Source organism: Candidatus Saccharimonadales bacterium, assembly GCA_035480635.1.
Classification (GTDB): domain Bacteria; phylum Patescibacteriota; class Saccharimonadia; order UBA4664; family DATIHN01; genus DATIHN01.
In genome coordinates, this window is record DATIHN010000016.1 from 50,326 (window position 1) to 62,857 (window position 12,532).

Below are 12,532 nucleotides of genomic sequence, written 5' to 3' on the forward strand. Positions count from 1 at the left end.
GGACCTTGGCAGTATTGCTACCGCCGAGGTCCAATGGGTTGCATGTTCGCTTCACTTGCCGACTCTGGTGTTACGGCGCTGGCGTTTGAATTGGCGGCGGAAGTACCACCGGCGAAAGGCTGGTCGGTCGCTCAGGTACATTACAAGGCCGAACAGGACGACCAACAAGATCATCACAAGACCCAGCCAGCTTTCTAGCTGGCGCCAGAATTCACTCATGAATCATCCTTTGCTCTTGTGACGTCTTGTACCAGCTGGTCGCCGTTACGCCAAGCCTTGGACAAGCCTCGCCCGATCGCTCGAAGCAGTCGGTGGCGGCGTTTGGGTTGGTCCACGAATGGCCCAATGTAGTGGCCCTCGTCTTGGAAAAAATAGGGAAGTTTCGGGTCGCCGGCGTGCATTATTTGACCCCCACACTGGCAGCCTGGGAGGCCTTGAGCTCGGCAAAAAGCCCAGCCATTATCACACACCCAGCCAAAATGGCAGAGGCAACTTTACTGACCAACTGCACAATTGAACCTCCGATAGAGAATCGAACCAAACTATTCTACGATATCCGAGAACTTTTGTCCATAAAAGAAGTTACCGTTTTGGTTTGAGACTTTCGTTGATCTCGGCGATTTGATCCCGCAAGCTAGCGGCTTTTTCGAACTGGAGGTTTTGAGACGCTAGTTCCATTTGGTCGGTCAATTGTTTGACTAAAAACTTACGCTCATCCCGCGGGATGGCCTTGAAATCAATCCGGCGAACTTCTTCTTCACTTTTTTCTTCGGTCTTGTTCATCCGATCCCGCAGGGCTTTAGTGATACCCTCGGGTGTAATATTATGTTCACGATTATAATCCGTTTGAATCTGGCGTCGGCGATCAGTCACCTCAATGGCCCGCCGCATCGAATCGGTGGTGGTATCGGCATACATAATCACGCGGCCATCAATGTGGCGGGCGGCCCGGCCGATGGTTTGGATGAGAGCCCGCTCGTTACGCAAAAAACCTTCTTTATCGGCATCCAAAATGGCGACTAGACTGACTTCCGGCAAATCCAAGCCCTCGCGGAGCAGATTGATCCCCACTACCACATCGTAAACCCCCAGCCGCAGATCGTGCAGAATGTCCGTACGTTCAAGGGTGTGGACTTCGGAATGCAAATATTGGACTTTGATGCCAAGTTCTTTTAAATAATCAGTTAAATCCTCGGCCATGCGTTTGGTCAGAGTAGTCACAAGCACTCGCTGGCTTTTAGCGGTAGTGGCTCGAATTTCGGCGATCAAATCATCAATTTGGCCGGCAATCGGTCGGACCTCAATCGGTGGGTCCAGGAGTCCGGTTGGCCGAATAACTTGTTCCACGACTTGTTTTGACCTGCTTATTTCGTGATCCGCTGGTGTGGCCGAAACGTAGATAATTTGATTAATGTGCTGATCAAATTCGGCAAACTGGAGGGGGCGATTATCGAGGGCACTGGGCAAGCGAAAGCCGTATTCGACTAAAGTTTCTTTACGAGCCCGATCGCCGTTATACATGCCACGAACTTGAGGTATGGTCATATGGCTCTCATCCACAAACAGCAGGAAGTCGTCGGGAAAGTAATCAAGCAGTGTGGCTGGCTGTTCGCCGGGCTCGCGGTTACTCAGATAACGCGAGTAATTCTCAATGCCAGAAACAAAGCCAGTCTGCTCCAGCATTTCCATGTCATAATTGGTCCTCTGCTCCAGCCGCTGGGCCTCCAATAGTTTGCCAGCCGCCCGCAACTGCTTCAATCTTTCGGCCAGCTCGGCTTTGATTCTAACCACGGCCGATTTTAACTTTTCGGCTGGAGTAACATAATGGCTCCCTGGGAAAATCTTTAGGCTATCGGGTTGGGCTAAAACCTCACCAGTCAGAGGATCAACCTGTTTAATGTGCTCGAGCTCATCGCCAAAGAACTCCAGGCGGTAGGCCGTTTCTTCGCCAATTGGATAGACCTCGATAGTATCGCCCCTTACTCGAAAACGTCCGCGAGTGAAGTCGAGATCGTTGCGATCATATTGAATGTCGGTTAAGCGGCGCAGTAATTTATCACGCAACTGCCGCTGGCCGGTTTTTAATTCCAAGGTCATGGCGGTGTAATCTTCAACGTCACCTAGTCCATAGATACAGCTCACACTCGCCACAATCAGCACATCGCGGCGCGTTAAGAGCGACATAGTGGCGGCATGCCGCAGGCGTTCGATTTCTTCGTTGATCGAGGAATCTTTTTCGATGTAGGTGTCGCTGCGAGGAATATAGGCCTCGGGCTGATAATAATCATAGTAGCTGACAAAGTACTGCACAGCGTTCTCGGGGAAATACTCTTTGAACTCACCATACAGTTGGGCAGCCAAGGTTTTGTTATGGGAGAGCACTAAGGTCGGTTTTTGGACGTTTGCCACAATGTTAGCCATAGTGAAAGTCTTGCCGCTACCGGTTACGCCAAGCAAAGTCTGCTCGCGCAGCTTATCGCCAAGCCCTTGCGTCAGTTTGGCAATCGCTTGTGGCTGATCACCAGTTGGCTTATATTCGCTTTTTAGCTTGAAGTCAGCCATCCCCTAAGTATAGCAAGCGAGCTTAGTACTGCGTAGTTGGGTTTTGGTAGGAGTTTTGTAGGGTTTTGGCTTTATCGATGGCCTTACTGCCTTGTTCCACAGTATTGACCGGCACAACCTGCTCAGTTGTTTCAGGGTGTTTATTGATGTACCTTGACACTATCCAAGCCCCAACCGTAATTAAAACTAAGATGACAATAATAATCCCGACGAATCCGGATTCGGTTTTGGGAGGCTTCGCAATAACGCGCATTTAGTCAGATTATTTTTTTACTGATAGCTAAAGCTCTTAAGGATCAACTTAGCGGTTTCAAAATCTTTGGTTTGAGCTGCCGGTAAGGTCTTTGGCGTCCCTGATGGCAATAGGGCACTAGTGGTAAAAGCAATGTGGTGATCGCCGTCTTTACCTGGCATCAGCGGTGCGTAGATACAGCTGCCGGTATCCCCAACTGCTGGAGCTTTGCCGGTTAGTACGGCCGAGTCCAAGGCAACTTGATCGCCGCTTTCTATCAAATAAATATCCGATTTGCTTTTGGGAATGGTGACCTTGGTAGCGGCTGTTAACTTAACGTTAGGCTGATCAATACAACTTCCGCCTAGCCCCCCAATTGAATCAAAGTAATTCAGCACAAAGCCACTAGTGCCGGTTAGAATGACTCGTTTGTCATTACCATCAAGACCCATTTGATTAGCCTCTTCGACCATCTTCCAGGTCGGCGGGAATTTAAAAGTGACCTTTTCGCTAACCGATGTGTAGGTTTTCCAACCGGCATAGGGGTCGACGTGCCGCGCCACGATAACACCACCGGAGGCCGCATCGGTAGCCTTTTTGTTTTGTTGTTGCCGATAATAAACGTAGCCGCCCAGGCCAGCCGCTAAAACAAAGACGACAATAATCAAAACAATATCGATCATGCCGCGCTGATTAAATAGTCTTTTCATGAGTGCTCACCATTTTGTTTTAATGCTAATGCTTACTTTAGCGAAATCAATTGACTTTTGCAACTAGTTCTTGCGCAGCTTTGCGTATTTCTTATCAACCACTTTGATGACGTCAGCCACCAACTTGACTGGATCATCACCAAAAATGATGTTGCTGCGGATACGTTTGGCGGCTTTTAGAACATGCTGGACCTCGGCCGTCTCCCCACCCGAGCCGACCAGAACACCAATCGGTTTATGTTCTTCAATGGCGATCGTCAGCTCGTTTAATGTGCCGATGCGGCCGCCGACCATGATCATGGCATCACCTGAGCGCACTAGCAGGAGGTCGCGGCCGGTATAGCCAAAGCCGGTATAGAGGATGGTATCAAAGCCGTTGAGTGGTAAATGATAGGTCCGGATGTGAGCCACGCGGTTGGCAGCCGGCGAAAAACCGATTGATGGACCGCCGGCCAGCTGGGCGGCCAGAGCCGCGATGTGAGGTAGTCCGGTGCTGGCCCCGGTTAGAACAATGTGGCCACGCCGTATCACCTCTTTGGCCACATCTTTAACGAAACCTGAGGCGACCTCGACGCTATCGCCAGCCGCGGCCCCCGAAATGCAAATTTGATAAGTATGCTTCATACCAATTCCTCCGGGGCAATGACATCATTATCAAGCCGTTCCAGGACTTGAGCTTCCAAAGTTTTCTCGCCTAAATATCGGGCAAATAATTCATTCCACAAGGCTTCGCGAAAGTGGTAAAGATATCGATCAGCGTAAGCAATTTGATTGGAGTAGCTCAAACTAATATCCATTAGGTTGAAAGTCACCGTGCCGCTAGGGCGAATCACGGCTACATAATCAAGATCGCGCCAGAATTCGAGTTCAGGATCAGTCTGATAAAGCACTTCTTCGGCCTTGCGCCAATGCAAGTCCTCCGGCTGAACATGTGGTTCGAATTGTTCAGGATGGTGCTCTTTTGGCAATTTACCATAGTAACGCTGAATGATGCGCCAATGGACTCTCTTGTGGCCCAAAATCCTGACCCTAGGTGGGTCAGCAATTAAAGTCGTGGCCACAATTTCACCAAAATTACGTTTGGTCTTCATCAATTTAAAAAACGCGCTATACAAATGGACTTCGTTATAATAGTGGACCAATAGGGGCAGAACCTTTAGGGTGATTCCGCGCATGTGCAAAGCCGTCATCGGCATCACCCCAATTGCACCCATTTCTTTTGAATGAGTGATATTGTGGCGCTTTTTTTGAATAAAGTGCTCGGCTATATCACCCCATTTAGTGGGGTCGAAGACAACTAAATTAAGGTCGCGGGTTTCAAAATCGGTTGCCTGTAAGGATTTGTAACTATCGTCGAATTGGTTCAACCAATCAGCTTCCTCGCCAAAGCGCAATGACAAATAAACTTCGTAGAGATTCTCGCGTTCGAGTAGTTGGTTGATGTCGCTATAACCAAGTCGTTGCATGACATTCGTTGGCGGGTGAGCCACCAGCATCTCGCGTGCCACTGATTCTTTCAGGAAGAAACCCCTTTTTGGCAAATCCAAGGCCTGGACCTTGGCCACAATCAAAGGGATCATTTCTGGGATACTGGTTGGGTCTTGGCCACCGAGGGTTTTGGCCAAATGCTCGTCGTGGCGGGCCACTATTCTAAGCAGCGATTCGTAGATTTCTGGACCAGAGGAGTCGGGCTTTAAATTTAGTCGAAGCAAACGTTCGGCCGACTTTTCGGCAATTTCAGCCGTTAGTTTGGCATCAATACCCTGATTTTGAGTAATGTCTTCCAGCTGCTCGATGGCATAATCTAGCAATGGTTCTTTGGCCAGCAGCAATTCGGCAATAACGCTCATAGTTCGCTCACCTCTATGTCCATTTTTTTTAGCCTAGCACCGGCTTGCAAAATTCCATCTTTAGCGCCGACTTTGCGCACCACGGCCGTGGCATTAGCACTAGCCAAGGTCAAAGCTTGTTCGATCGAATCACCCCTAGCTAGAGCCGCCACAAAACCCGAACCAAAAGCATCACCTGAACCGGTCCGATCAACGACTTTGACTTTTTGGTATTGGCCGCATTGGTATAGGCTGGCTCCATCGGTGGCCAGGCAGCCTTTGCCACCATCGGTCATAATGGCGTATTGAACTTGGTCAGCGGCGGCCCGCAATAGTTGGTTCGGCTCACCATTACCAAAAAGCATGGCAAATTCCTCGCGGTTGGCTTTGAGTACCCTAACTAGTGGCAATAGACGTTTGAGATCTTTGGCTTTTTCCAGTTCGGCGTTGCCAGGGTCAAGCGCTACTTCGATGCCGTGGGCGTTAGCGTATTTTAATAATCTTTCCAATAGGTCTAAGTTGCCGGCCAGTGATGAGATGTAGAACCAGTCCGCCTCCAGGTTCCGCAAGGGGAAATCTTGAACTTGCAGATTGTGCGAGGCTCCTCTGTAAACCAAGACGGTTCGCTCACCTTTCGGAGCCGTCAGGATTACAGAATACCCGGTCTTGAGTTTGGCGTCGAAGGCCAAGTGGTTAGTTACAGCCCCCTCGCGGCGCAGAACTCGAATGACTTCAGCCCCGGCCGAATCGTGACCAACTTTTGCCAGCGTACTAACGTTGAAACCTTGGCGGGCAAAGGTCACAGCTGAATTGGTGCCGCCGCCTCCAGTATCAAAGTGTACATCTTCGACCGGCAGTTTAGCGCCGAGCGGAAACTGCTCAACGTTATCTTGAGTGCGAACGTCACGCTTAGCCGCAAAGGTCTTACCGGTCAGGAAAACGTCTTGAGTTGCCGCCCCGATTGTGACGACGCTCAGCTTGCGATTCATATCAACATGATAGCAGTTATGCTTGGGGTTGTAATGTGGCTCGCGTCACGGATTTTTTTAACTATGGGCCTTGCCACTGGATCCAAAAATGTCCATTTTGGCTTCGACAATCTTTTGTAGAGCCTCAACGACTGGTGGCATCAGTTTAACAATGGCATATTCATCAGGGTTGGATTTGAGCTGTTCCTCCAAGGTTTCACGAAAGGTCTTACGGAGTTCCGAATTGATGTTGACCTTGCTCACGCCGATCTCAGCCGCCTGCTTAAACTGTTCCGGCGGTGTGCCACTTCCGCCGTGCAAGCTGATGTAGCAATCAATACTACTGCGAATTTGTCGCAGTAAGTTCAAATCTAGTTGTTTTGGCACTGGATAGAGGCCATGCAGGTTTCCGACCGCTGCTGCAAAGGTATCAATGCCAGTCGCGGTTACAAACTCCTTTGATCCAGCCGGTGTCGAAAAGGTCTTTTTGATTTCCTCGTAGTCGATTGGCTCATTATGGACATTGGAGCTGCCGGCAAAATAATGGGGTTCGCTTTCAACTAGGGCACCAGTTTTTTTGGCATATTCTACTATTTCCTTGGTAGCGGAAATAATTTCATCATCCGTGGCCTCTTTATTGGCTTGGGAAACATCGATATGAATAAATTCAAAACCGGCATCAATTCCAGCCTTTGCCGCCTCAACTGATGGCGAATGATCAAGGTTTATATACATCTCAATATCAAGTTCAGACTTATAGTTATCAACCATATCGCGTAAGTTAGCCAACCCCATAGCCTCAACCTCGCCCTGACTAGCCTCGATTAAAACTGGAGACTTTTTACTTGCCGCAGCCTGAGCGATGGCTCTGAGAGTCTCTTGATTATCAACATTAAAGGCCCCGACGGCAAACTTCTCTACACGGCTGCGCTCCATCAATTTCCTGGCGCCAGCAATATCGGTCATTTTGATCCCTTTCGTTTGATCAGTTCTTTGGCGGCTTTGGCGATGTGAGGCGCGGTTAATTTAAAATGTTCCAATAGTTCTGTCGGATCACCGGACTCGCCAAAGTGATCTTGCATACCCATTCGAGTCATCGGCGTCGGCAGCTCATCGGCCAAAAGCTCGGCCACCGTACCACCCAGTCCTCCCGCCACCTGGGCCTCTTCGCTGGTTAGCACAGCGCCGGTTTTTTTGACACTAGCCAAAATCGTGGCTTGATCGAGCGGTTTGATGGTAGCACAATTAATAACCTCAGCTTCGATTTTGGTTTTAGATAGTTCTTTAGCCGCTATCATGGCCTGGTATACCATGGGCCCGCAAGCAACTATGGTAACATCGGCTCCCTCTCGTAAAACTTGAGCTTGACCTACCCTAAAAGGTGTATCGGCAGTTGTGACGATCGGTGACTTTTCGCGGGCCAAACGCAGGTAGGTCGTATCCGGAGTATCCGCAATAGCCTTTGTAGCCCGCTCGGCCTCCAAACTGTCACATGGCACCACCACCGTCATATTTGGCAGGACTCGCATCAAAGCAATGTCTTCTAACATCTGGTGGGTCGCGCCATCCGGACCAACGCTGACACCGGCGTGAGACCCGACAATTTTGACGTTGGTCTCGTTCAAGCAGATAGTGGTGCGAATCTGCTCCCAATTGCGTCCAGGGCTAAAGGCGGCGTAGCTCGACACAAAGGGCACCCGGCCCATGAGCGACATCCCGGCCGCTGTCGTCACTAAATTTTGTTCAGCAATGCCAACTTGAAAAAACCGCTCCGGATAGGCTTCGGCAAAGTGATGCATTTGGGTTGATTCAGTCAAATCAGCGCACAGCGCCACAATCTTTTCGTCGGCTCCGGCCTCTTTCAGCCCGCGCCCAAAACCAGCTCGAATCGGTTCTTGTTCGACGTCTGAATCGTAGAGTTTGGGGTTAAGGCTACTCATGCTCGCTCCGGATCTTGCCGCCTAAAGTTCTTAGTTCCGCCAAAGCCTTTTTGGCTTCTTCGGGTTTGGGAGGTTTGCCATGCCAATGAAAATCGTATTGCATGAAGTCGACGCCCTTACCGGGAATCGTATGGGCAATGATGATGACGGGCTTGTTTTCGATAGCCTTGGCTTCATTACAAGCATTGATAATTTCATCAAAATTATGGCCGTTGATTTCCAGCACATGCCAGTTGAAGGCCTCCCATTTGGCCCGGACATCTTCGAGAGGCATAACAACTTCGGTCGGCCCGTCGATTTGAATATTATTGCGATCCATGATGACAGTGAGATTAGCCAGTTTGAATTTGCCGGCCAGCATAGCCGCTTCCCACAGCTGACCCTCGTTGCTCTCTCCGTCGCCAATTAAGCAGTAGGTCCAGCGGGAGCGATTGTTTTCCAAGCGATTTATTAAGGCAATGCCATTGGCTTGACTCAATCCACTGCCTAGCGGGCCGCTGGTGGTTTCGAGCCCCGGCAAACGTAATCGCTCAGGGTGGCCTTGCAAGCGTGAACCCAGTTTACGTAGAGTTTTAAGTTCTGACACCGGAAAGTAACCGGCTCGAGCCATAGTGGCATAGCGGACTGGCACTATGTGGCCATTGCTTAAAATCAAGCGATCGCGTTCTGGCCAATCCGGCTGTTTGGGGCGGTGGTTTAGGACTTCAAAATAAAGGGCGGTGAAAACATCGGCCATACCCAATGGCCCGGCTGAGTGGCCACTACCAGCTTCCAACAACATAGCAATGATGTCCTCGCGGATTTGGTTGGCTTTAGTTTCAAGCTGCTTGGTCGTCACTACTCGCCTCCGCGGCCGCCGTTACAATGGCGGCATAGGCCTGTTTGGGTTCAGTTGCATCCACTACATACCCACCGGTATTAATAACGTCGGCCCCAGCCGCTACCGCCGCCTGAGTGTGCTCTGGGTTCATTCCGCCATCCACCCCAATTTCCAATTCCGAACGCAGTTGTTTAAGTTGTTTAATTTTGGTTAAGGTATCGGGTTTAAAGTGGCTGTGATTAAAACCCAGGTGGTCCCCAGTAAATACCAGGACATGATCAAGTTGATCTAGGAGCTGAGAAATTTTGCCGACTGGAGTATCCTCGCGCAGCGCTAGGCCGACTTTAATGCCGACTTCGCGCCACTGGCTAAGTAGCTCGGACCAGTTGGCAGCCGCTTCAGCGTGGCAAATTACTAACTCAGGCCCCAGGCTGATGACGGTTTCTAAAAACTGGGCCGGACTAGTCACCATCAAATGTAAGTCGGTCGGAACGTCTGGCACATCATAAACTTGCGCCAGATCAATGGTTTTGGTCGGTGTAAAAACGCCGTCGCTGATATCAACATGGAAGCGCCGCACAAAGACTTCGATGCGCTTGATTCTAGTGGCGTATTCTTCTGGGGTTGTGACTGGCCCAACTGTGATAGCAACTTCGGCCATTACAAGTCCTCCAGTTCCTTGATGCGCCGGAGATGCCGCTCCTCGCCTGAAAACTTAGTGGCTAGCCAGGTATCAATAATTTTGAGAGCGGTGTCTTCATCAATCATCTGAGCGGGCAAACTTAAGACATTACTATCATTATCCAAGCGAGTTTCCTTGGCACCGTCGACGCTCCAGATAACCGATGCCCTAATGCCACTCAACCGATTGGCCGCAATTGCCATGCCCTGGCCGCTACTACAGACCAAAATCCCACGAGCATCATCTTCGCCCAAGACTTTGGTAGCCACATCATAAGCTTTGACTGGGTAATCATCATCCTTATCAAGTTCTTCTGGCCCTAAGTCCTCAACCTCAAAATCTGCCTGTTCCAAGTGCCGTTTGATGGTTTTTTTGAGCTCAAAACCGGCGTGATCGGCCGCCAGGAAAACTTTCATCTTGGAATCAAATTCCCCACTAATGCCACCATTTCAATGAGGCGGTTACTATAACCCCACTCGTTGTCATACCAGGCCACGACCTTAACGAGATTGCCCCCAACGACATTGGTTAGATTCAGGTCGACGGTGGAAGAGTGAGCGTCGCCAATGAAGTCCCGGGACACCAACTCCTCCTCCGTCCAAGTTAAAATACCCTTGAAGCGCTCACTAGCGGCCGCTTTTTTAATGGCCTCATTTACTTCTTCAATCGTCGTATGTTTGTGGGTTAGAAACGTAAAATCCGACAGCGACACCACCGGGGTTGGTACGCGAATACTGAGGCCAGTAAATTTACCCTTGAGAGCCGGAAAGGCCTTAGCGGCCGCAATTGTAGCCCCAGTCGAAGTCGGTACAATGTTTTCGGCGGCGTTTCGGCCTTCGCGAAGGTCTTTACCCGGTGCGTCTTGCAAGGCCTGGCTGGCGGTATAAGAATGGACCGTCGTCATCATGGCCCGCTCGATGCCAAAAGCCGCCTCGATGATGGCGCCGACAGGAGTGATGTCGTTGGTGGTACAAGAGGCGTTAGAAACAATTTCATGCTCGGGTTTTAGTGTATCTTCGTTAACACCAATAACGTAAGTGTCATGATGATCATCTTTGATTGGGGCTGAAAGCACGACTCGTTTGGCTCCGGCGTGAAGGTGCTTACTTAAATCTGCGTGTTTAGTGAAACGGCCGGTGCTTTCAATCACCACATCAACATCCATTTCCTTCCACGGCAAACTGGCTGGGTCCTTTTCGGCAACGACTGTAATCGATTCGCCCTCGACAATAATGTGCTCGTCGTCAGCACTGACCGTTTTGGCATAAGTCCCATAGTTGGAATCGTGTTTAAGCAGATAGGCCAAAGTGGCTGGTTCGGCTAAGTCGTTAATGGCCACGATTTCGATTTGGGGGTTGGCTTGAGCGATTTTAAAAGCGTTGCGACCGATCCGCCCGAACCCATTAATGGCAACTTTTATTTTCATGCTCCCTCCGCGAAGTCTATAGCTCTATTGTATAAGCTTTAGAGCTTTGGCTCAACCGCCCCGAACCTTGCTAGCCATATCGGGGTCATTGGGGTTATAAGCCACCACCTGGTTGCGTTGGACCTTGGCGGAATAGAGCGCAGCATCGGCTTTTAAGAATAAATCGTCGTAAGTTTCGCAGGTTTGATCAAATTCGGCTAGCCCAATACTAACCGTCAGGGCCTCGCGATCCGAGACCCCCCAGGTGACAAGCTGGTCAGCGCTGGCTTCGACCAAGCCTTGATGCAACCCGTTAATTCTCTCGGTGATAGCCGAACCGCTGCCAGCGTAGCCAATAACGAATTCTTCGCCACCAATTCGTGCCACCATATCGCCCGCCCGGACCTGATCGCTCAAAAAATGGGCCAGCCATTTTAGGATCACGTCCCCTGCCTTATGGCCAGCCTGATCGTTAACAGCTTTAAAATGATCAATGTCGATGACGGCTAACGTCAGGCCAGGGGGATTTTCGCTGCGGTGCTCTCGGTGCTGGCGTTGGCGTTGGATACTTTCGATGATTGGTTCAACCCACTCGGCCAGAGCCCTGCGATTAGGTAATTCGGTTAATAGATCGGTGCGAGCTTCCCGGTGGTAGGTTTCGCGCTCGAGCTCTAGTTCATAAACATACTGTTTAGCTTTTGGGCTTAAACCAGCTAATTCTTGTTCGACTGTCTTAGGACTTATCACCTCACCTAGCTCAGCCGGCAGTGCAATGGCCTGTTCGTAATAGCGCTGGTGGTTCGGCTGGCTCATGGACTGGACCTAGTTGCGAGCTTGCTCGGCTTCATAGGCCCGGCGGACTTCGGCTTTGGCGGCAGCGGCGTCCTCCCAACCGACGATTTCGACCGTTTTATGCTTGAGCTCTTTGTAGCGTTCAAAGAAGTGAGCAATTTCGATCGGAATGTGATCATTGATGTCATCAAGTGAGGTAATGTGGCCGCTTTTGATATCCTCGACCGGTACACATAAAACCATTTTATCGACTTCCCCGTCGTCGACTTTGTTAAGTAAAGCAATCGGCCGTGCTTCCACCACGCAACCCGGAAATACCGTCGTTCCAAACAGCATGGCATCTAGGTGATCTCCATCTTCGCTACGGGTTTGAGGGATAAAGCCATAATCATAAGGGTGAGCCATAGCCGCATAATTTACCCGGTCAAGTTTAATTGTTCCCAAGCCCTCATCGAACTCATACTTATTGCGCGAATGAGCTGGAATTTCGATGACGACGTTGAAGCTTTCGGGAAAGTTTTCGCCAATGGGGATGTTATGCACTAATAACCTCTTATTTACTGGTTGTGATTATAGCATTGGGTTTAGTTGA

Annotated in this window: 16 protein-coding genes; 1 reads left to right on the forward strand and 15 read right to left on the reverse strand. The window is 50.1% G+C overall.

Annotated features, from left to right (window positions below; all coding sequences use genetic code 11):
- Nucleotides 1-51: 51 nt before the first annotated feature.
- The gene (locus VLE72_01935; GenBank protein ID HSX14648.1) at nucleotides 52-219 is read right to left on the reverse strand and encodes a hypothetical protein; all 168 of its coding nucleotides are present in this window, start codon (nucleotides 217-219) and stop codon (nucleotides 52-54) included.
- A 26-nt stretch (nucleotides 220-245) separates the two neighbouring features.
- Here VLE72_01935 and VLE72_01940 point away from each other — a divergent pair, with 26 nt between their 5' ends.
- Nucleotides 246-599 carry a hypothetical protein gene (locus VLE72_01940; protein HSX14649.1) on the forward strand — a complete coding sequence of 118 codons (354 nt, stop codon included), beginning with the start codon at nucleotides 246-248 and terminating at the stop codon, nucleotides 597-599.
- Here VLE72_01940 and uvrB read toward each other — a convergent pair.
- The 14 genes from uvrB to VLE72_02010 form a co-directional block, all read right to left on the reverse strand.
- Nucleotides 583-2,562, reverse strand: coding sequence for an excinuclease ABC subunit UvrB (gene uvrB, locus VLE72_01945; protein HSX14650.1), 1,980 nt, complete (start codon nucleotides 2,560-2,562; stop codon nucleotides 583-585). The two genes, VLE72_01940 and uvrB, sit on opposite strands and share 17 nt — an antisense overlap.
- 22 nt (nucleotides 2,563-2,584) lie before the next feature.
- Nucleotides 2,585-2,815, reverse strand: coding sequence for a hypothetical protein (locus VLE72_01950; protein HSX14651.1), 231 nt, complete (start codon nucleotides 2,813-2,815; stop codon nucleotides 2,585-2,587).
- A gap of 17 nt (nucleotides 2,816-2,832) precedes the next feature.
- Entirely contained in the window at nucleotides 2,833-3,504 is a 672-nt protein-coding gene (locus VLE72_01955) for a hypothetical protein (protein HSX14652.1), read from the reverse strand.
- 63 nt (nucleotides 3,505-3,567) lie between these two features.
- The gene (locus tag VLE72_01960) at nucleotides 3,568-4,128 is read right to left on the reverse strand and encodes a hypothetical protein (GenBank protein ID HSX14653.1); all 561 of its coding nucleotides are present in this window, start codon (nucleotides 4,126-4,128) and stop codon (nucleotides 3,568-3,570) included.
- Nucleotides 4,125-5,354, reverse strand: a complete 1,230-nt coding sequence (locus VLE72_01965; GenBank protein ID HSX14654.1) for a hypothetical protein — start codon at nucleotides 5,352-5,354, stop codon at nucleotides 4,125-4,127. Before VLE72_01965 ends, VLE72_01960 begins: the two co-directional genes overlap by 4 nt.
- Nucleotides 5,351-6,322 (reverse strand): carbohydrate kinase family protein, encoded by a 972-nt coding sequence (locus VLE72_01970; GenBank protein HSX14655.1) that lies wholly within the window; start codon nucleotides 6,320-6,322, stop codon nucleotides 5,351-5,353. Before VLE72_01970 ends, VLE72_01965 begins: the two co-directional genes overlap by 4 nt.
- Nucleotides 6,323-6,379: 57 nt before the next feature.
- The gene (locus VLE72_01975) at nucleotides 6,380-7,267 is read right to left on the reverse strand and encodes a class II fructose-bisphosphate aldolase (protein ID HSX14656.1); all 888 of its coding nucleotides are present in this window, start codon (nucleotides 7,265-7,267) and stop codon (nucleotides 6,380-6,382) included.
- The gene (locus VLE72_01980) at nucleotides 7,264-8,241 is read right to left on the reverse strand and encodes a transketolase C-terminal domain-containing protein (protein ID HSX14657.1); all 978 of its coding nucleotides are present in this window, start codon (nucleotides 8,239-8,241) and stop codon (nucleotides 7,264-7,266) included. Before VLE72_01980 ends, VLE72_01975 begins: the two co-directional genes overlap by 4 nt.
- Entirely contained in the window at nucleotides 8,234-9,079 is an 846-nt protein-coding gene (locus VLE72_01985) for a transketolase (protein HSX14658.1), read from the reverse strand. Before VLE72_01985 ends, VLE72_01980 begins: the two co-directional genes overlap by 8 nt.
- On the reverse strand, nucleotides 9,060-9,722 hold the full coding sequence (locus VLE72_01990) for a hypothetical protein (GenBank protein HSX14659.1): 663 nt from the start codon (nucleotides 9,720-9,722) through the stop codon (nucleotides 9,060-9,062). Before VLE72_01990 ends, VLE72_01985 begins: the two co-directional genes overlap by 20 nt.
- Nucleotides 9,722-10,159: an RpiB/LacA/LacB family sugar-phosphate isomerase gene (locus VLE72_01995; protein HSX14660.1), complete on the reverse strand. Its 438-nt coding sequence runs from the start codon at nucleotides 10,157-10,159 to the stop codon at nucleotides 9,722-9,724. Before VLE72_01995 ends, VLE72_01990 begins: the two co-directional genes overlap by 1 nt.
- Complete coding sequence (gene gap, locus VLE72_02000; protein ID HSX14661.1) at nucleotides 10,156-11,169, reverse strand: type I glyceraldehyde-3-phosphate dehydrogenase; 1,014 nt, start codon at nucleotides 11,167-11,169, stop codon at nucleotides 10,156-10,158. The genes VLE72_01995 and gap overlap by 4 nt, the downstream gene beginning before the upstream one ends.
- A gap of 51 nt (nucleotides 11,170-11,220) precedes the next feature.
- Entirely contained in the window at nucleotides 11,221-11,961 is a 741-nt protein-coding gene (locus tag VLE72_02005; protein HSX14662.1) for a GGDEF domain-containing protein, read from the reverse strand.
- 9 nt (nucleotides 11,962-11,970) lie between these two features.
- Nucleotides 11,971-12,483, reverse strand: a complete 513-nt coding sequence (locus VLE72_02010; GenBank protein ID HSX14663.1) for an inorganic diphosphatase — start codon at nucleotides 12,481-12,483, stop codon at nucleotides 11,971-11,973.
- Between the last annotated feature and the right edge of the window lie 49 nt (nucleotides 12,484-12,532).

Coding starts and splice junctions, on each gene's coding strand:
- VLE72_01980 (HSX14657.1), bottom strand. CDS start 8,241: ATGAGTAGCCTTAACCCCAAACTCTACGATTCAGACGTCGAACAAGAA.
- VLE72_01970 (HSX14655.1), bottom strand. CDS start 6,322: ATGAATCGCAAGCTGAGCGTCGTCACAATCGGGGCGGCAACTCAAGAC.
- VLE72_01935 (HSX14648.1), bottom strand. CDS start 219: ATGAGTGAATTCTGGCGCCAGCTAGAAAGCTGGCTGGGTCTTGTGATG.
- gap (HSX14661.1), bottom strand. CDS start 11,169: ATGAAAATAAAAGTTGCCATTAATGGGTTCGGGCGGATCGGTCGCAAC.
- VLE72_01955 (HSX14652.1), bottom strand. CDS start 3,504: ATGAAAAGACTATTTAATCAGCGCGGCATGATCGATATTGTTTTGATT.
- VLE72_01990 (HSX14659.1), bottom strand. CDS start 9,722: ATGGCCGAAGTTGCTATCACAGTTGGGCCAGTCACAACCCCAGAAGAA.
- VLE72_01960 (HSX14653.1), bottom strand. CDS start 4,128: ATGAAGCATACTTATCAAATTTGCATTTCGGGGGCCGCGGCTGGCGAT.
- VLE72_02005 (HSX14662.1), bottom strand. CDS start 11,961: ATGAGCCAGCCGAACCACCAGCGCTATTACGAACAGGCCATTGCACTG.
- VLE72_01975 (HSX14656.1), bottom strand. CDS start 7,267: ATGACCGATATTGCTGGCGCCAGGAAATTGATGGAGCGCAGCCGTGTA.
- VLE72_01950 (HSX14651.1), bottom strand. CDS start 2,815: ATGCGCGTTATTGCGAAGCCTCCCAAAACCGAATCCGGATTCGTCGGG.
- VLE72_01965 (HSX14654.1), bottom strand. CDS start 5,354: ATGAGCGTTATTGCCGAATTGCTGCTGGCCAAAGAACCATTGCTAGAT.
- VLE72_01995 (HSX14660.1), bottom strand. CDS start 10,159: ATGAAAGTTTTCCTGGCGGCCGATCACGCCGGTTTTGAGCTCAAAAAA.
- uvrB (HSX14650.1), bottom strand. CDS start 2,562: ATGGCTGACTTCAAGCTAAAAAGCGAATATAAGCCAACTGGTGATCAG.